19 protein-coding genes and 1 tRNA gene are annotated in these 16,781 nt (G+C 70.0%); 10 read left to right on the top strand and 10 right to left on the bottom strand.

Annotation, left to right across the window (positions count from 1 at the left end; genetic code table 11):
• Positions 1–37: 37 nt before the first annotated feature.
• A complete protein-coding gene (locus tag ACFSE6_RS10865) occupies positions 38–676 on the top strand; it encodes a TetR/AcrR family transcriptional regulator (protein ID WP_388006430.1) in 639 nt (212 codons plus the stop codon).
• Between the two features lie 72 nt (positions 677–748).
• On the opposite strand, the gene ACFSE6_RS10860 is transcribed toward ACFSE6_RS10865, so the two are convergent.
• Positions 749–821: transfer RNA gene (locus tag ACFSE6_RS10860), tRNA-Ala, on the bottom strand.
• Positions 822–971: 150 nt separating this feature from the next.
• On the opposite strand from ACFSE6_RS10860, the gene ACFSE6_RS10855 reads away from it, so the two are divergent.
• Both ACFSE6_RS10855 and ACFSE6_RS10850 read left to right on the top strand, forming a co-directional pair.
• On the top strand, positions 972–1,685 hold the full coding sequence (locus tag ACFSE6_RS10855) for an SOS response-associated peptidase (protein ID WP_388006427.1): 714 nt from the start codon (positions 972–974) through the stop codon (positions 1,683–1,685).
• Positions 1,686–1,853: 168 nt separating this feature from the next.
• Positions 1,854–2,285, top strand: a complete 432-nt coding sequence (locus ACFSE6_RS10850) for a DUF4383 domain-containing protein (RefSeq protein WP_388006424.1) — start codon at positions 1,854–1,856, stop codon at positions 2,283–2,285.
• Positions 2,286–2,393: 108 nt separating this feature from the next.
• Here the strand turns inward: ACFSE6_RS10850 and ACFSE6_RS10845 are convergent, their stop codons facing one another.
• The 5 genes from ACFSE6_RS10845 to ACFSE6_RS10825 form a co-directional block, all read right to left on the bottom strand.
• Positions 2,394–2,642 (bottom strand): acyl carrier protein, encoded by a 249-nt coding sequence (locus ACFSE6_RS10845; protein WP_388006421.1) that lies wholly within the window; start codon positions 2,640–2,642, stop codon positions 2,394–2,396.
• 43 nt (positions 2,643–2,685) lie between these two features.
• Complete coding sequence (locus ACFSE6_RS10840) at positions 2,686–3,429, bottom strand: MBL fold metallo-hydrolase (RefSeq protein ID WP_388006418.1); 744 nt, start codon at positions 3,427–3,429, stop codon at positions 2,686–2,688.
• A 6-nt stretch (positions 3,430–3,435) separates the two neighbouring features.
• Complete coding sequence (locus tag ACFSE6_RS10835; RefSeq protein WP_388006415.1) at positions 3,436–4,317, bottom strand: manganese catalase; 882 nt, start codon at positions 4,315–4,317, stop codon at positions 3,436–3,438.
• Between the two features lie 225 nt (positions 4,318–4,542).
• Positions 4,543–5,604, bottom strand: a complete 1,062-nt coding sequence (locus ACFSE6_RS10830; RefSeq protein WP_388006412.1) for a cation diffusion facilitator family transporter — start codon at positions 5,602–5,604, stop codon at positions 4,543–4,545.
• Positions 5,601–6,083 (bottom strand): transporter substrate-binding domain-containing protein, encoded by a 483-nt coding sequence (locus tag ACFSE6_RS10825; protein WP_388006409.1) that lies wholly within the window; start codon positions 6,081–6,083, stop codon positions 5,601–5,603. The genes ACFSE6_RS10830 and ACFSE6_RS10825 overlap by 4 nt, the downstream gene beginning before the upstream one ends.
• A gap of 115 nt (positions 6,084–6,198) precedes the next feature.
• Between ACFSE6_RS10825 and ACFSE6_RS10820 the strand changes: the two genes are divergently transcribed.
• From ACFSE6_RS10820 to ACFSE6_RS10790, 7 genes are all read left to right on the top strand, one after another.
• Positions 6,199–6,603 (top strand): ankyrin repeat domain-containing protein, encoded by a 405-nt coding sequence (locus ACFSE6_RS10820; protein ID WP_388006406.1) that lies wholly within the window; start codon positions 6,199–6,201, stop codon positions 6,601–6,603.
• A 231-nt stretch (positions 6,604–6,834) separates the two neighbouring features.
• On the top strand, positions 6,835–8,172 hold the full coding sequence (locus ACFSE6_RS10815) for an extracellular solute-binding protein (RefSeq protein ID WP_388006403.1): 1,338 nt from the start codon (positions 6,835–6,837) through the stop codon (positions 8,170–8,172).
• A gap of 111 nt (positions 8,173–8,283) precedes the next feature.
• A complete protein-coding gene (locus ACFSE6_RS10810) occupies positions 8,284–9,420 on the top strand; it encodes a carbohydrate ABC transporter permease (protein WP_388006400.1) in 1,137 nt (378 codons plus the stop codon).
• The gene (locus ACFSE6_RS10805) at positions 9,417–10,328 is read left to right on the top strand and encodes a carbohydrate ABC transporter permease (RefSeq protein WP_388006397.1); all 912 of its coding nucleotides are present in this window, start codon (positions 9,417–9,419) and stop codon (positions 10,326–10,328) included. Before ACFSE6_RS10810 ends, ACFSE6_RS10805 begins: the two co-directional genes overlap by 4 nt.
• Positions 10,329–10,411: 83 nt before the next feature.
• Positions 10,412–11,956: a glycoside hydrolase family 1 protein gene (locus ACFSE6_RS10800; RefSeq protein WP_388006394.1), complete on the top strand. Its 1,545-nt coding sequence runs from the start codon at positions 10,412–10,414 to the stop codon at positions 11,954–11,956.
• Between the two features lie 28 nt (positions 11,957–11,984).
• Positions 11,985–12,998: a LacI family DNA-binding transcriptional regulator gene (locus tag ACFSE6_RS10795; RefSeq protein WP_388006391.1), complete on the top strand. Its 1,014-nt coding sequence runs from the start codon at positions 11,985–11,987 to the stop codon at positions 12,996–12,998.
• Positions 12,999–13,084: 86 nt separating this feature from the next.
• Positions 13,085–13,540, top strand: a complete 456-nt coding sequence (locus ACFSE6_RS10790; protein WP_388006388.1) for a DUF6098 family protein — start codon at positions 13,085–13,087, stop codon at positions 13,538–13,540.
• A gap of 12 nt (positions 13,541–13,552) precedes the next feature.
• Here the strand turns inward: ACFSE6_RS10790 and ACFSE6_RS10785 are convergent, their stop codons facing one another.
• From ACFSE6_RS10785 to nadD, 4 genes are read right to left on the bottom strand one after another with little or no spacing between them, the layout of a single operon-like run.
• Positions 13,553–14,170: a histidine phosphatase family protein gene (locus tag ACFSE6_RS10785; protein ID WP_388006385.1), complete on the bottom strand. Its 618-nt coding sequence runs from the start codon at positions 14,168–14,170 to the stop codon at positions 13,553–13,555.
• Positions 14,167–14,565 (bottom strand): ribosome silencing factor, encoded by a 399-nt coding sequence (gene rsfS / locus ACFSE6_RS10780; RefSeq protein WP_388006382.1) that lies wholly within the window; start codon positions 14,563–14,565, stop codon positions 14,167–14,169. Before rsfS ends, ACFSE6_RS10785 begins: the two co-directional genes overlap by 4 nt.
• 34 nt (positions 14,566–14,599) lie before the next feature.
• Positions 14,600–16,069, bottom strand: coding sequence for a hypothetical protein (locus tag ACFSE6_RS10775; protein WP_388006379.1), 1,470 nt, complete (start codon positions 16,067–16,069; stop codon positions 14,600–14,602).
• Positions 16,066–16,773: a nicotinate-nucleotide adenylyltransferase gene (gene nadD, locus ACFSE6_RS10770; RefSeq protein WP_465254142.1), complete on the bottom strand. Its 708-nt coding sequence runs from the start codon at positions 16,771–16,773 to the stop codon at positions 16,066–16,068. The genes ACFSE6_RS10775 and nadD overlap by 4 nt, the downstream gene beginning before the upstream one ends.
• Positions 16,774–16,781: the final 8 nt, after the last annotated feature.

Here is a 16,781-nt window from a genome sequence, read left to right as displayed (position 1 = left end):
CAGATACTCACCGGTATGTCAACGGTAGGATGCAGCCGTGGCCGATGATCGACGTGCGAAGCAGCAAGCCCGAACGCGTCAGGATCTCCTGGACGCCGCGGGGAGAGTCTTCGGCGCCTCGGGATTCGACCGAGCCTCCGTGGACGCGATCGCGCGGGAGGCCGGATACACCAAAGGGGCGGTCTATGCGAACTTCGCGAACAAGGAGGAGCTCTTCCTCGCGATGGTCGACCGCCGGATGGAACTGCAGCGCGACGCCCCACACCTGCGCCCCGACGCCGAGGCCGGCGCTTCCGGGGCCCCGGAGGACTCGGAGGATCTCACCCGGTTCCTGCAGAATGCGTTCGACCTCGACTGGGCTCTGCTGGCCATGGAGACCCTGCTCTACGCCGTGCGTCACGCCCCGGAGTTGACCCGACACCTGGCCGATCGGTACCGGCAGTTGGACCACGCCACGAGCGCGGCGCTTCAGCAGACCGGTGCTGCACGTGGCGAGGACCTCGAGGATCTCGACGACCTCGCGGTGGCCCACAGCGCCCTCGGCGAGGGCTTGATGCTCCGCCGACTGATCGACCCGGAGGCTTTCCCTCCAGAGCGACTGGGCCGGATCTTCAGCATGGTGTTCGGCGACGATGACCAGAAGGACGATCAGAAGCCGGAGCCCCCGGGCGGATGACCCGACACACAGGCCATCACATGCAAAAAGCGTCGGGACACCGAACCAGCGGTGTCCCGACATTTCACGACGTGGAGCTAGAGGGATTCGAACCCTCGACCTCTTCCATGCCATGGAAGCGCGCTACCAACTGCGCCATAGCCCCGCTGCCCGATTGGGCGAAGACCACAATAGGTCATCGGCGGCCCGGAGAGCCAACTCTACCGCCGCCGTGCGTCCGTGAACCTCGCCACTCTGCGTCCGGTCATGCCGACTCGCTCGCGCCGGTGTCAGCCGGGCGCGAGAGACTGTCCCCATGTGCGGCCGATACGCGAACGCCCGCCGGGACGCCGACCTCATCGACGCCTTCGACGTGACCGACGTCGTCGGCGAGGATCTTCCGCCGTCGTGGAACGTCGCCCCCACCGACGATGTCCGTACCGTGCTCGAGCGCGCACCGCGTGAGGACCCCGAGGGCGAGCCGCGCAGGCAGCTGCGCACCGTTCGGTGGGGTCTTGTGCCGTCCTGGGCCAAGGACCCCAGGGGCGGTGCTCGGTTGATCAACGCACGCTCGGAGTCGGTCACCGACAAGCCCGCGTTCAAGAAGGCCGCCGCACGCCGCCGTTGCGTGGTGGCCGCGGACGGCTACTACGAGTGGGAGAAGCTCCCGGGCGGAGGCAAGCAGCCGTACTTCCTGCACGGTGACGGCATGCTCGCCTTCGCTGGCCTCTACGAGCTGTGGCCGGACCCGGACCTTCCGGACGATCACCCGGACAAGTGGTTGTGGACCATGACGATCATGACCACGACGGCGGCGGACGCGCTCGGGCACATCCACGACCGGTCCCCGGTGATCGTCCCGCCGGACATGGTCTCCGACTGGCTCGACCCCGCCACCACCGAGCCGGGTGACGTGCGAGAGATGATCGAGGCGATGCCGTCCCCCGCGCTCTCGCCCCGCCCGGTCAGCCGCGCCGTGGGCAACGTCCAGAACGACGGGCCCCACCTCGTCGAGCCTGTCGAGCTCTGACCACACCGTCACACTTCGCGGGCCGCCGCTCTACGGGCGCCCTCGTGCATGCTCACGCAGCTGACCGCTATCGGCCGCCGGGGTCTTCGGACGCGGTTCAGCGTGCGCAACGGGACGGCTGGCTCCATTGTGGTGTGACCTGGTACTTCTCACTTCCCTGGAGCTGACATGACGGCATCGACGACCGGGCGGCGCACCGCGGCCCATCAATGGTTGGCACTCGTCATCGGCGTCGTCTACCTGCTGGTGGGCGTCGTCGGATTCTTCATCACCGGTTTCGACGGGTGGCTCGAGCACGACCACTCCCAGACGTTGCTGGGATTTGCCATCAACCCGCTGCACAACGTGGTCCACGTGCTCATCGGACTACTCGGCGTGCTCATGTGGTCCCGTCCCGGGAGTGCCCGCCTCTTCGGCTGGATCCTGCTGGTCGGTTACGGCGCCGCAGCGATATACGGATTCGTGGTGGTGGACGATCCGGACCTCAACGTCCTGAACATCAATACGGCGGACAACTGGCTGCATGTGGTCAGCGCCCTCGCCGGGCTCGCCATCGCGGTGTGGCCCGACCGGGATCGCCGGGACCGCGCTGAGGCGTAGCCACCGGGCACAAGCAGCAAGCGGCACAGCAGTGGTCCCCGGGTGTGTGCACCCGGGGACCACTGCTGTTCGCCGCCACTCGCCGCATGGGGCAAGGGCAGACTCACGTCATGCCGGGCCTTGCTGCGGTTGGGTGTTGTCCGTCCCGCCGAGCTGGCGCAAGAACTCGTGGCACTGCTTGGCGCGCGCAGAGTCCTCGGCCATCACCTGCTCGAAGAAGGCGGCGATCTCATCCTGACCCGCGTTCCGTGCATCGCGGACATACTGACCGTAGTCGTGCCCGGCCTTGAGCGCGTGGTACTGCACGGAAATCAGGTCGAACGTGACGTCGTCGAATCCTGTCTCGCCTGTGGCCATCGTGATGCTCCTTCGTGTGTTCTTGTTCTGCTCCGGCCGGTGATCAGCTCGGCCCGGCGTCGCGAGCAGCCGTGACAGCCGGACCGAGTCCTTCGAACCAGGGCAGACCGTGCCCTGGAAGTGCAGTGCCTGCCCTCGTCTCGACCAGGAGGTCCAGAGCGTCCAACGCAGCCGACGAGTCCGCCGTGGCCGCGCCGGCCACGATCCGCGGGCCCCGCTGTCCGGTGTACGGGTCGAGGGTCACAAGGGCGTCACCCGTGAGTACGGCGTCGCGGTCAGGAAGGTGCAAGGCGCAATGGCCGTCGGTGTGTCCCGGCGTCAGGAGCACGCGCGGGGACCCGGGCACGTCCAGGACGTCGCCATCGGCCATGGAACGCAGCCCAGTCACACCTCGCACCCTGAGCGCACCGGCGGCGACCATACGGGCCAGGATCGGCACCGAGCGGGGGTGCCGCACTGGATAGACGCTACGAACGTTCTCGTGCGCATAGCGGTACGGATGCCCAGCCAGCCCGCGGTCCGCGGCATGCACCCACACTGGCACACCGCGTGCCTGCAGCCGCCAAACGACCCCCAGGTGATCGAAGTGCGCGTGCGTGAGAACGACGGCCGCGACGTCAGAGGGGCGGTGGCCGATCTCCCGGATCGCCCGGCCGAGCAGCGGCCAGAGGGTGGGCAACCCGGCATCAACCACCGTGAGTGCGCCCGTCTCGCTCTCGACGAGGTAGCAGTTGACGTGCGCATGCTCAAGGCGGTGCACCCCTGGGGCGACGTCGCGGTCCAGCATCGGCAGTTACTCGGTGCCGAGTTTGTCCTGGACCGCACCGGCGGCCTTCTCCACGGCGTTCGGGAGTTCGGTCGTGCCGTAGAAGCGGGAGTCCGGGCGCGTCGGCGGCGGCATGGGGGCCGACGTCGTCGGACCATCGTGGTAGGAGAACTCGCCGTTACCGTCCAGGCTCGGGCCCGCAGCCCACGGACCGTCCCCGGCCTGCTCGCCGTCGGAGAAGTTGAGGTACTGGTACGAGACCGGGGTGTGCTCCTTGTTCTGCGGGAAGTTGCTCGGGACGGGCAGCTCCTCCAGGCCGTCCTCCTTGAGCTGCTCGATGGCACGCAGCCACTGGTTCTGGTGCATGGTGTCGCGCGCGAGCAGGAACGAGAGCATCTCCCGGACACCGGGGTCATCGGTCATGTGGTACAGGCGAGCGACCTGCGTGCGGCCTTGCATCTCGGCGTTGGCGTTCGCGGTGAAGTCGGCGAGCAGGTTGCCACTTGCCGTGACGTAGGAGCCCTGCCAGGGGTTGCCGTTGGAGTCGACCGGCCGGGCTCCGGCGCCGGCGACGATGGCGTGCTGGACGTCCGTGCCGCCGACGATCGCGGCAACCGTCGGGTCGTCCTGCACGGCGTCCTCCGTGACGCCGAGCGGGGCCTTCTCGAGGAGCTGGGCGATCATGGTCGCGAGCATCTCGACGTGGCCGAACTCCTCGGCTCCGATGCCGAAGACCAGGTCCCGGTACTTGCCCGGGATATGCATGTTCCACGCCTGGAACATGTATTGCATCGCCACGGTGATCTCGCCGTACTGGCCGCCCAGGACCTCCTGCAGCTTGCGGGCATAGATCGCGTCGGGCCGTTCCGGGGTCGCGCTGAACTGCAGTTCCTGCCGGTGGAAGAACATCACGTCTCCTCTCCGCCCGTGGGCGGCTGATGTGTTGTGTCCGGCGTCTCCGGGGCCCGGGGAGCACGGCCGGGATTGACTGGGATGTTCGAGCTCGGTGCAGAGCCGGCGCCGCTGCGCTGGCGAGGTGACGCCGGCCACGTGACCACTATCGAGGCCGGTTCCCGACGCCGCATCTCGAGCCGGCGTCAGCGCGTCGATGCGGTGGCCCTGCGCCGCTGCGGGTCAGTGGTCTGCGTCGTGCCGGTGCGCCATCTCTTCTCCCACACCTGGAAGAAGCTTGTCGGGCAGCTGCTCGGAGGGGACGAGGACGACGTCGTCCAGCTTCCAGTCCAGTGCCACGACGGCCTCGCGCGCCTCGACGAGCTCGTGCATCGTCGGAGTGTGTCCCGTGACGGGCACGACGAAGGCCTCGACGTGGAAGACGTGCCCCTCGTCGCGCACGCGTGACCGGGCCCGGCTGATCCAGGGCACTTCCTCGAGGCGTTCGTCGATTCGCCGCACGAGCGGATGCACGTCGGCGCCGTCGTAGGTGGTCGCCCGGGCGTCCATGAGGGCGGCCACGGCCGTTCTCAGGTTGCGCACGCCGTCGGACAGGATGCTCCCGGAGACGACGAGCGCCGCCACGGCATCGGCCCACCACAGACCGACACCGATGCCGAGCACTCCGACGATGGTGGCGACGGCGGTCATCCAGTCGGCCTTGTTCATGTCGGCGTCGGCGAACAGCACCCGGTCATGCAATTGCTCCGAGACCGGCATCTTGGCGCGCCCGAGGAGCACCGGCGGCACGGCGGACCAGGCCATCACGGCGATCATGAGCCAGCCGGACCACACCTGCCAGCCACCGACCTCGATCAGCCCGACGGGTGGATGCTCTCCGCCGAGCAGGCTCGAGCCTGAGTCGAGGACGAGCAGGGCCCCCATGACGAGCAGGGCGGTCGCAGCGACCAGATGGCCGACGCCGACGGACCGGTGATAGCCGTACGGATGCTTCGCGCTCGGGCGCCGACGGGTGATCCGGACCGCCACGAGGAAAGCAACCGGGGGGATGAAGGACAGCGCATCCTCGACGAATGCCGCCTTCATGGCCTGCGAGCTGCCCATGACCAGGTACACGAGCGTCACCGTGACGGCGAGGAACGCGATCGTCACCCATTCCAGCCGGATCGCGCGGCGCAACGCGCGCTCCTGCGGGTCCGGCAGATCCGTGTGCCCGAACCGGGCACGAGACCCGGGCCGACCGTGCCCGGTAACCGCGCTGCTGCGCGACTCGTCGCCGTTCATCGCGGCAGCCCCTGGTCGAGTAGGAAATCCTCCAGTTCGACGAGGAACGCGTTCTCCCCCATCGGGACCGCCATCACATGCTGCTCCTGCGTGCCGTGCGCGTCCTCGGTGATGGTGTACCGGTACGTCGCCGCGATCCGGTCCGCCCAGGGTGTCCGGGCCGTGAGCCCGCCGATGAGAAGATCGATCTCCCCGTGCTCGAGGGCGGTGACCAGCTCTTCCTCCCCGCCGGGCTCCCACTGCACCTGGGCGCCCAGCCGGTCGGCGGCGAACTGTTCGACGAGCTCCACCTCGGTGCCGGTGGGGTCGGCGTCCGTGCCCTCGGGCAGGTCAGTCCACGGTGGGTTGACCGAGACACCGACCCGCAGCGTCCCGCCCCGGACGCGGTCCAGAGTCCCGTCCGGATCGGTGGGGATCGTCAGTCCGCAACCGCTCAGGGCCACCAGCAGCGCCACGGCGGCAGGGAGTGTGCGCCTCATGAGTCGCAGTGAACGCGCTCAGCGCCGATGGTGCACGCCGACAGCCCGACGGCCCGGCGAACAGTAGATCTGCGCTGCCTGCGCATCCGGGTACCCGCAGTCGTAGCCTGGCCTCGTGACCACTCCGGATGAGGGCGCCGTCGCGTTGGCGCACAAGCTGCTCGATCTGGCCCGTTCGGGCGGTACGGCGGACCTGACGGCCTACCTGGACGCCGGCGCGCCGGTGAACCTCACCGACCACAAGGGCGACACGCTGCTCATCCTCGCCGCCTACCACGAGCACGAGGAGACCGTGGCCGCGCTTCTCGATCGTGATGCCGACGTCGAACGACTGAACGATCGCGGACAGAACGCGTTGATCTGCGCCGTCTTCCGACAGAACCATGCCATCACCCGTCGCCTGCTCGCGGCCGGGGCCGACCCGGACGCCGGGAACCCGAGCGCCCGCGCCACCGCGCAGTACTTCCACCTGCCCGAGATGACCGCCCTCCTCGACGGCAACACTCCGCCCCACATCTGACGCCGTACACTGCTCGTGACGTCACAATCCGGTCACGCACGGCCCAGCGCCGAGCCTCTGACCTGGACGGATGCACCGAGATTGCGTCGTCTCGACGAATAGGGCGGCCCGTCTGCTTGACGGAGCACCCGTGCGCCATGAACGATCAGCAGCGCGTGGGAGCGCTACCACGGCGCCTGTGGGAGCGCTACCACGAACCGAACCTCCGCTCCACCAGACAAGGGAGTCCTCATGGCCACCACCACCCGACTGCACCGGGCGCCCCGGCTGACCGCCGCCACGGTCGGCGCGGCTGCGGGCGCGATGCTGCTCGCCGCCTGCGGCGGCGCCGACGCCGACACCGAGTCCGGCGGCGGCTCAGGTTCCGGCGACGAGGAGATCACGCTGACCGTCGCCACGTTCAACAACTTCGGCTACACCGACGAGATCCTCGCGCAGTACAGCGAGGAGCACCCGAACGTCACGGTCGAACACGTGACAGCAGCGACCTCGGAGGAGGCGCGGACCAACCTGACCACGAAGCTCGCCTCCGGCGGTGAGGGGCTGGCGGACATCGAGGCCATCGAGGTCGACTGGCTGCCCGAGCTCATGCAGTATCCCGACAACTTCGTCGATCTCAGCGACTCCGAGTTGGACGGCCGATGGAACGAGTGGACGGTCCAGCAGGCCACTACCCCGGACGGGCAGCTCCTCGGCTACGCCACCGACGTCGGCCCCGAGGCGATCTGCTACCGGTCGGATCTGTTCGAGGAGGCCGGCCTTCCCACCGATCGCGAGGAGGTCGCTGAGCTCCTCGGCGGCGAGGACGCCACCTGGGAGGACTACTTCGCCGCTGGACGCGAGTTCACCGCCAATTCCGACGCCGCCTGGTACGACAGCGCCATGGCGACGTATCAGGGCATGGTCAACCAGCTCGACGGCGCCTACGAGGACCCGGAGACCGGCGAGCCGAAGGACCTGGCCACCAACTCGGCGGTCAAGGACCTCTACGACCAGGTCGCCGCGGCCTCCATCGACGACGGCCTGTCGGCCCACCTCGAACAGTGGACCTCCGACTGGGAGGCCGGCTTCCAGAACAACGCCTTCGCCACCATGCTCTGCCCCGCCTGGATGACCGGACCCATCGAGCAGAACTCCGGCGGCGTCGAGGGATGGGATGTCGCCAACGTCTTCCCGGGTGGCGGTGGCAACTGGGGCGGGTCGTTCCTCACCGTCCCCGCCTCGGGCGAGAACACCGAGGCGGCCCAGGAGCTGGCCGCGTGGCTGACCGCTCCGGAACAGCAGACGCAGTTCTTCCAGGAGGCGGGCACCTTCCCCTCGCAGATCGAGGCGCAGCAGTCCGAGGAGGTCCAGTCCTTCACGAACGACTTCTTCAATGAGGCGCCGGTGGGACAGATCTTCGCCGACCGCGCTGCCGCGATCGAGGGCGCCCCGTTCAAGGGAGCCAACTACTTCGCCATCCACCAGGGCGTGCAGGACGCCCTCAACCGCGCCGACGTCGAGGGTTCCCAGGATCCTGAGACGAGCTGGGAGGGCGCCGTCCAGAACTACCAGGACCTGGGCCTGTAGGTCGGTGACGCGCCACCGCGCCGTCGCCACCTGCTGACGCCGTGCCGGCCGGGCCACCCCTCCCGGCCGGCACGGCCCCCAGACCCGCCGTCCTGCTCACGAGAGATCCTCATGGCCACGCTCTCCCGCACGCCGTCCGCCACGGCGTCCACCCCGTCCCCCGCCGGCCCGCCCCGTCGCGTCGGCTTCTCCCAGCGCCTCAGCCGCTGGGACGTCAAGGTCTCGCCGTACCTGTACATCTCCCCGTTCTTCGTCCTCTTCGCCATCACCGGGCTGTTCCCACTCGCCTACACCGCCTTCGTCTCCGTGCACGAGTGGAACCTCCTCGGGGGCCAGGGGGATTTCGTCGGGCTGGCCAACTACGCCGACGTCCTCGCCCAGCCGACGTTCTGGCGCTCGCTGGTCAACACCTTCTCGATCTTCGTCTTCTCCGCGTTCCCCCAGCTCGCGCTGGCGCTGCTCATCGCGGCGCTGCTGGACCAGAACCTCCGGTCGGCCACATTCTGGCGGATGGGCGTGCTGGTGCCCTACGTCGTGGCTCCGGTGGCGGTGTCGATGATCTTCGGCCGCCTCTTCGCCGACCAGTACGGACTGATCAACGAGCTGCTCGGCCTCGTCGGCCTCGACCCGATCGCCTGGCACGGCGACCGGGTGGCCAGCCACGTCGCCATCGCCTCGATCGTCAACTACCGCTGGACGGGCTACAACGCCCTCATCCTGCTCGCCGCGATGCAGGCGGTCCCCCGCGAGCTGTACGAGGCGGCGGTCATCGACGGCGCGAGCAGGGTCCGGCAGTTCTTCTCGGTCACCGTGCCGCAGATCCGGGCCACGGTGATCTTCGTGGTCATCACCGCCACCATCGGCAACCTGCAGATCTTCGACGAGGTCCGCATGTTCGACGCCCAGGGCCTCGGTGGACCGAGCCGCAACTGGATGACCACGGTGCTGTACCTCTACGACGTCGCCTGGGGCAATCAGAAGAACTTCGGCCGTGCTGCCGCCGTCGCGTGGATGCTGTTCCTGCTCATCGTCGTCATCGGCGCGCTCAACTACTTCCTCACCCGCCGTATCTCGACCTCGGCGCCCGACCGGCCCGCTCGCGCGCGCCGTCGCCGGGGCGGCGGAACGGATGACACCACCGGCGCGACAGTCTCCGCGGCGCCCCGGGCGCGGCCCGGTGCACCACCACCGGGCACCTCCGGACCCGGTCACCCACCCACCGTCCCGATCCCCCCGGAGGAACGATGAACTCCGTCGCCGTCACCGCGCAGACCGCCGGCCCGGGGGCAGCCCGGGCCGCGGCTCGCCGCCGTGCTCGCTCCGGGGGCGTGACCCAGCGTCCACGCTGGATCGTCTACGTCCTGCTCGGCCTGGCGCTGCTGATCTCGGCCTTCCCGCTGTACTTCACGCTAGTCCTCGGCTCGTCCACACCGGAGGAGATCGCCCAGCGGGCCGTGCCGCAGTGGCTGCCCGATCTCAGCCTGTTCGACCGGTTCGCGACAGTCGTGGGCGCGAGCGAGATCAATTTCTGGTTGGCCTTGCTCAACTCGGTGGTCATCTCGGTGATCTCGGCCTTCTCGGTGGTGCTCTTCTCCACCCTGGCCGGATTCTCCTTCGCCAAGCTGCGCTTCCGCGGCCGCGGGCCCCTGCTGGTGTTCGTCATCGCGACCATGGCCGTGCCCACCCAACTCGGTGTGATCCCGCTGTACATCCTCATGTCGGACATCGGGTGGATCGGCCAGATCCAGGCCGTCATCCTGCCCGCGATCGTCAACGCGTTCGGTGTGTTCTGGATGACGCAGTACCTCTCCGAGGCGTTGCCCTACGAGCTCATCGAGGCCGCCCGTGTCGACGGGGCCTCCATGATCCGCACGTTCTGGTCCGTGGCGCTGCCGACGGCCCGCCCGGCTGCGGCGATGCTGGGTCTGTTCATCCTCGTCAAGGAGTGGACGAACTTCTTCTGGCCCTCGATCGTCCTCAACCAGTCCAACCCGACACTGCCGCTGGTCATCCAGTCGCTGCAGTCCAACTACTTCGTCGACTACTCGCTGGTCATGGGCGGAGTGTTCCTCGTGACACTGCCGCTGCTGATCATCTTCGTGTTCGTCGGCCGTCAGCTCGTCGCCGGAATCATGGCCGGCGCCGTCAAGGGCTGAGGTCTCGTGCCCGCCCTGCGGCACGACCCGCCCGACGGCCGGCCCGACCACCCGTACCCTGATCGCCCGATAGGAGTTCTCCCATGACCGTCCGCCCCGCGACACCCGCCGAGGCCACGACGGCGCCGCGCACAGCCGTTGCGTTCGTCCCCTCCGCGCCACTGGCCTCCCCCGGGCCGAACGCCACCGGCCCGGTGCACTTCCCGGCCGAGTTCCGCTGGGGCAGCGCCACCGCGGCGTACCAGGTCGAAGGGGCGGCCGCCGAGGGAGGTCGCGGGGAGTCGATCTGGGACGTCTTCTGCCGCGTCCCCGGTGCGGTCCACAACGGCGACGACGGCGCGGTGGCCTGCGACCACTACCACCGCTACCAGGAGGACGTCGCGCTCATGCGCGACCTCAACCTCGACACGTACCGGTTCTCCACGTCCTGGGCACGCGTGATGCCTGACGGTCGCACCGTCAACCCGGCCGGTCTCGACTTCTACTCCCGGCTCGTCGACGAGTTGCTCGGAGCCGGCGTCGCACCATGGTTGACGCTCTACCACTGGGACCTGCCACAGGCCCTGGAAGACGCCGGAGGCTGGCCGTCGCGCGAGACGGCCTACCGCTTCGCCGACTACGCCGCCGCCATGCACGACGCGCTCGGCGACCGGGTAGACGTCTGGACCACCCTCAACGAACCCTGGTGCTCGGCGTTCCTCGGCTACACCGGCGGCGAGCACGCCCCAGGACGCCAGTCGCCGGTCGACGGCGTCGCCGCCGCGCATCACCTTCTGCTGGGCCACGGCCTCGCCCTCGACGCGCTACGCAGCCGAGCACCGGAGGCCACGCTCGGCATCACCCTGAACTTCACCGTCGCCGACCCGGCGGACCCGGCTGACCCGGCCGATCTCGAGGCGGCACGCAAGGAGGACGGGATCTTCAACCGGATGTTCGTCGAGCCGATCATGCGGGGCGTCTACCCGCCGGATATCGTCGAGGACATCGCCCACCTCGGGTTCGCCGACCACATCTGCGAAGGGGACCTCGACCTCATCAGCGCGCCGATCGACGTCCTGGGAGTCAACTACTACAACGGCGGTGCCGTGGCAGGTACGCCGGAGCAGAACCTGGAGGACGGATTCGGACGGCCGGACGGTGTCCGCGAGGAGACGGCGGAGCCGGTGCGGCAGACGAGATCTCCCAACCCGTTGCCGGATATCCACCCGCGCAGCCGCGGTCTTCCGCGCACCGACATGGGCTGGGAGGTCCAGCCGGAAGGGCTGACCCGGCTGCTCACCCGGCTGCAGCGGGACTACACCGGCCCGCGTGGCACGGCACTGGTCGTCACCGAGAACGGTGCCGCCTACCCCGACGTCGTCGGCCCGGACGGACAGATCGAGGACACCGACCGACTGCACTACATCGACCAGCACCTGCGCGCCGTCAAGGACGCCATGGACGCCGGCGCGGATGTCCGCGGATACCTCGTGTGGTCGCTGATGGACAACTTCGAGTGGGCGCTGGGCTACTCCAAGCGCTTCGGCGTCGTGCGCGTCGACTACGAGACCCAGCAGCGTACGGTCAAAGCGTCCGGGAGCTGGTACGCGCAGGTCGCCGCGAGCGGAACCGTGCCGGGTGAGCACTGAGACGGCGCGTCCGCATACCCTTCGTCGGGTGACCGGTCCTCAGACGAGCCCCACCCTCGACGACGTCGCCCGTGCGGCCGGCGTGTCACGCTCGACCGCGTCTCGGGCGATCAACGGCGGCAGCCGCGTCTCCCCGGAGGCGCAGGCCGCCGTCGACGACGCCATCGCGCGGCTCGGCTACGCCCCCAACCGCGCGGCCCGATCCCTGGTCACGCGCCGGACCGGGTCGATCGCGCTGGTCGTGCCCGAACCCGACGCCCGCATCCTCACCGACCCCTTCCTCGCGGGCGTCCTGCGCGGGGTGAGCCAGGCACTCGTCGGCACCGATCTGCAGCTCGTGCTGCTCATCGCGCGTCCGGACGAACGGCCGGGCGGCCCCGCGCGTTACCTGCGCAGCGGGCACGTGGACGGCGCCGTGGTGGCCTCGCACCACCGCGAGGACCGGTTGGAGGATCAGCTGGCCGATGGACGCCTGCCGGTGGTGTTCGTCGGCAGGCCGTTCGACGACCGGAATCTGCCGTATGTGGACGTGGACAACGTGGCCGGGGGCAGGACGGCCGCCGAACGGCTGCTGGGGCGCGGTTGCCGGAGTATCGCGACGATCACCGGACCGCTCGACATGACCGCCGCGCTGGACCGGTTGGACGGGTGGCGTGCGGCGCTGGAGGAGGCCGGGCTCGCCGCGGACCTCGTCGCGGATGGTGACTTCACCGTCGAGGGCGGTGCCCGAGCCATGGATCGGCTGCTGGCCGAGCATCCGCAGATCGACGGCGTCTTCGCGGCGTCCGACCTCATGGCCACCGGGGCCATGCAGGTGCTCCAGGCCGCCGGCCGGCGTATCCCGGAGGACGTCGCCGTCGTGGGCTACGACGCGCTGGGTGCGGCCGAACGGACCTCGCCGCGGCTGACCACCTTGCGTAACCCGGTGGTCGAGATGGTCTCCGCCGCGACGGCCGTGCTGCTCGATGCGGTCGAAGGGCACCCCGCGCCGGCCGCGCCGCGGATCCTCGTCCCCGAGCTGGTCGAGGGCGGCACGGCGTAGCGGCCTCGCCTTCGGCCGGTGACGCCGCCCCGCCCGAGGCGCCGCTCGGCGAGCGCACGCTCCCCGCACGGACGTACTCTCTGGCCATGACGGATGCGGAGACCGCGGAGGTCGCCCACCTGGTGGCGACGTCGAACGACCTACCGCTGCTGGACCGGCTCGAGGACGTCGTCAACCTCCAGCGCTCGCTCGGCGAGCTGTATGTCCGCTACAGCGCCGGACCGCAGGACGATTCGCCCGAGGAGAGCGAGGACAAGGAGAGCGGCTGCCGGCTTCCGGGGCTGAGTACCAACCCGATCACGCCGGAGCCGTGGTGGAACCGACCGGCGGTGGAGTGGGTGGCCCGGCAGCTGTGCCAGTACGGCCACCTCAGCGAGCGTCCCGGTGTCGTGGGGTGGCTGCTCACCGGGTCACTCGTCGGTCGTGGGCCCGACAGCGAGCCGCTGCTCGCGGACGTCAGGCCGCAGGCCGTGATCTCGCCGGACTGCCAGCGCGCCGCCGCCGAACTGTACGAGGCCGCGTTCGAGCCGGGTAGGCACTGACCGCCCGCTGGGTCAGTCCAGTCCGAGGTTGTAGGCGCTGAGGCGCCAGGCCGGTTGCCGGCCGGGGTTCGGGTGCATGAGCGCCCATCCGCAGTTCTCCAGGCCGGTCAGGCCGAACCACTCCGACGGGTCCAGTCCCAGGAGAATCGTCTGTCCGAGCGTGATCGCCGCACCGTGGCTGACGACGACGAGTACGTCGTCCTCGTCGAGTTCCGCGGCCGCCTCTTCGACCGCGGCCGCGACGCGGTGGCCGCACTCCGGACGGGTCTCGGCGCCCACGCCCTCGGGCTCACGACCGTGGCGCCACTGCACGAACGCATCCGGCCACGATTCCCGGATCTCCTCCTGCGTCAGGCCTTCCCAGCGACCGAAGGCGCGCTCGCGCAGGCGTGCGTCGACCTCCGGCTGGACGCCGGTGCGGTTGGCGAGCGCGTCGGCGGTCTGGACGGCCCGGACGAGGTCGGAGGTGATGATGCGCGCAGGCTCGAATGTGGCGAGCGCGGTGGCCGAGAGGTCGGCCTGGCGAATGCCGGCGTCGTTGAGCCGGATGTCCGACTGCCCCTGGAGGCGGCGTGCCGCGTTGAACTCGGTCTGGCCGTGACGCCAGAGCACGACGGTACCCGCGGTCATGCGCTGACGTCGCCGGTGGCGTCGGCCGGGCCGTACAGGTCGGCCGGGAGCTCGATCTCCGGGCAGTCCTTCCAGAGCCGCTCGAGCGCGTAGTACTCGCGGTCTTCGTCGTGCTGGACGTGGACGACGATGTCGCCGTAATCGAGCAGCACCCAGCGGGCCTCGTCGAGCCCCTCCTTGCGCGCCGCCTTGGCCCCGACCTTGTGCAGGGCCTCGTCGACGCCGTCGACGATCGATCGGACCTGCCGTTCGTTGTCGCCGGAGGCGACGAGGAACGCATCGGTGAGGACGAGTCGCTCGGAGACGTCGAGCGCAATGATCTCGTGGGCCTTCTTGTCCGCGGCCGCGCGCGCCGCGACCACGGCACGGGTCCGGGCTGTCTCGTCTGCTACCACGGGTCTCCTCTGCGGCGGATACGTCCCCGCGATCCTACGACGTGAGACCGCACGGGACCTGGGAGATCGCCGCGACGGTCGCCGCCGTGTGACCGGCGACACCCGCGGCGCCGTCGTCGCCCTGGTTGATGACGAGCAGCATGATCAGCGCGCCGATGACGACGGCCGCGAGCACCAACGCGAGGATACGGACGACCGAGGCAGCCGTGCTGCGCGAGCCACGGGCCTCCTCGACCGTCGGGCCCGCCGGTTCGGCGTCCGGCTCGTCGGCTGCCGCGCGATCGCGCCAGGATCGCCGTTCCGGCTGTTGCGGCACCTCGCCGGAGGATGGCGAGGCGACCGACAGGGGCGACCATCGTGGCCGCTCGTCCTCCTCGTCGACGTCGTCGCCGTCTCGGCCGTCGGACTCCTCGTCGGCCGACAAGGCCGCCGCGGCCACCGCTTCCGGCCCGGCCGCCGGCTCGGCGCTGCCGGCAGAGTCGGCGGTCAGCCAGCGGGGAACCGCCCGCCGGCTCCGGCCCTCTGCCGCGGGTGGCGGCGGGGCAGGGCTCGCCAGGTCCCCGGACGGCACCTCGTCGACTCGCTCCGGCGCGTTCTCGGCCGGCTCGGGCGTGTCCTGGTCCTGCGCCGGCGAGGCGTCAGCAGCCTCGTCCGGCGAGACGACGGCGGACCAGGCACTCGGATCGGTCGTGGCCTCCGGACGCGGATCAGCTTCGGGCGCCGGGTCCTCGGGGACGGGCGGCGTGACCGGCTGGACACCGGTCAGCTCGCCGCTGGAGTCGAGCGACCGGATACCGCTCGCGGTGCGAGGTGCACGCACCACGGGCCGTCGGCCCGTTCCGGTGCGCTCCCCGGGACTCTCGGCATCGTCCCTGGCCGCTTCGGCCTCCCTCGCCCGCCGACGGAGGGACCGGCGGGTCGGCACGCCGACCCCGGGGGTGTAGGGCGTGGCTGCCGACGGGGCCGAGCCGGAGGTGCCGGCCGAACCGGTGGACGCCGTCGAAGCCGAGCCGGCCGTCGCAGCCGAGCCGGACGCGTCGGAACTCGCCGCCGTCGTCGAACCGGCTGCCGCGGAACTCGCCGCCGTCGTCGAACCGACAGTCGGCGCAGAGGCCGCCGATCCTGCCCTTGCGGGGGGCGGGGTGGTCGGACCGGCGACCGCGGGCTCGCCCGGACCTGCGGTCTCCGGCTCGTCGGCAGCGAGGCTCGCGGGCCGCTCAGAGGCCTGGGTCGCCGAAGCGCGGCGGCCGTTTCCGCTGCGCTGCTCGAGTCCCGCGGCCGCGTTCGGGTCGAGGGGGTTGCCCTCCTCGTCGAGTAGCGGCAACTCGCCGGTGGCGATCGCCTCCAGCCGCGCCTCCTCCTCGAGCTGACGACGCCGCAGCTCGCGGCGGGTCAGCGGCTGTCCGGCCCGCTCGGCCGCCGCCTCGGCCCGCCGCCGGGCCTCACGCCGTCGGCGTCGCTCGCCGATCGTGTGCTGCTGACCGGTCGTCTCCTGGTCGCTCACTGCCCTGCTCCCACGGCCCGCGGTGGCAGCGCGGTCCGCGCCGTCGTCCCTTCGTTCACGGCTCGCCCACGCCGCTCGGCGACGTCGTCCACCCGTGCCGTCTCCGGGCGGTAGAGCCCGTGCTTGGCGATGTACTGCACGACGCCGTCCGGCACGAGATACCAGACAGGCTTACCGTCGACCACGCGGGCGCGGCAGTCCGTCGAAGAGATCGCCATCGCAGGGACCTCCAGTAGCGACAGTCCCGTCTCCGGCAGGCCGGTGCGGTCCAGCGTGTGCCCGGGACGCGTCACGCCGATGAAGTGCGCGAGCGACCACAGCTCGTCGGCGTCCTTCCAGGTGAGGATCTGCGGCAGGACGTCCGCTCCGGTGATGAAGAAGAGATCGGCACCAGGCAATTGACGCTTGAGCTCACGCAAGGTGTCGATCGTGTAGGACTTGCCCGGCCGGTCAATCTCCATGCGCGAGACCGTGAAGCGCGGGTTCGACGCCGTCGCCACAACGGTCATGAGGTAACGGTGCTCGGCGGGTGTGACGCGCCGATGCTCCTTGAACGGCTGCTCTCCCGTCGGCACGAAGATGACCTCGTCCAGCGAGAAGGACTCCATCACCTCACTCGCCGACACAAGGTGTCCGTGATGCACCGGGTCGAAGGTGCCACCCATGACACCGACCCGCCGCCTCGGTCCTGCGCCCCAACGCATGCGCACCC

Source organism: Georgenia deserti, from assembly GCF_042680605.1.
GTDB lineage: Bacteria > Actinomycetota > Actinomycetes > Actinomycetales > Actinomycetaceae > Allobogoriella > Allobogoriella deserti.
The sequence above is the reverse complement of the archived record's forward strand: the minus strand, read 5'-3'. Positions and strand labels throughout refer to the sequence as shown.

Coding starts and splice junctions, on each gene's coding strand:
- ACFSE6_RS10855 (WP_388006427.1), top strand. CDS start 972: ATGTGCGGCCGATACGCGAACGCCCGCCGGGACGCCGACCTCATCGAC.
- ACFSE6_RS10850 (WP_388006424.1), top strand. CDS start 1,854: ATGACGGCATCGACGACCGGGCGGCGCACCGCGGCCCATCAATGGTTG.
- ACFSE6_RS10845 (WP_388006421.1), bottom strand. CDS start 2,642: ATGGCCACAGGCGAGACAGGATTCGACGACGTCACGTTCGACCTGATT.
- ACFSE6_RS10840 (WP_388006418.1), bottom strand. CDS start 3,429: ATGCTGGACCGCGACGTCGCCCCAGGGGTGCACCGCCTTGAGCATGCG.
- ACFSE6_RS10835 (WP_388006415.1), bottom strand. CDS start 4,317: ATGTTCTTCCACCGGCAGGAACTGCAGTTCAGCGCGACCCCGGAACGG.
- ACFSE6_RS10830 (WP_388006412.1), bottom strand. CDS start 5,604: ATGAACGGCGACGAGTCGCGCAGCAGCGCGGTTACCGGGCACGGTCGG.
- ACFSE6_RS10825 (WP_388006409.1), bottom strand. CDS start 6,083: ATGAGGCGCACACTCCCTGCCGCCGTGGCGCTGCTGGTGGCCCTGAGC.
- ACFSE6_RS10815 (WP_388006403.1), top strand. CDS start 6,835: ATGGCCACCACCACCCGACTGCACCGGGCGCCCCGGCTGACCGCCGCC.
- ACFSE6_RS10810 (WP_388006400.1), top strand. CDS start 8,284: ATGGCCACGCTCTCCCGCACGCCGTCCGCCACGGCGTCCACCCCGTCC.
- ACFSE6_RS10805 (WP_388006397.1), top strand. CDS start 9,417: ATGAACTCCGTCGCCGTCACCGCGCAGACCGCCGGCCCGGGGGCAGCC.
- ACFSE6_RS10800 (WP_388006394.1), top strand. CDS start 10,412: ATGACCGTCCGCCCCGCGACACCCGCCGAGGCCACGACGGCGCCGCGC.
- ACFSE6_RS10790 (WP_388006388.1), top strand. CDS start 13,085: ATGACGGATGCGGAGACCGCGGAGGTCGCCCACCTGGTGGCGACGTCG.
- ACFSE6_RS10785 (WP_388006385.1), bottom strand. CDS start 14,170: ATGACCGCGGGTACCGTCGTGCTCTGGCGTCACGGCCAGACCGAGTTC.
- nadD (WP_465254142.1), bottom strand. CDS start 16,773: ATGCGTTGGGGCGCAGGACCGAGGCGGCGGGTCGGTGTCATGGGTGGC.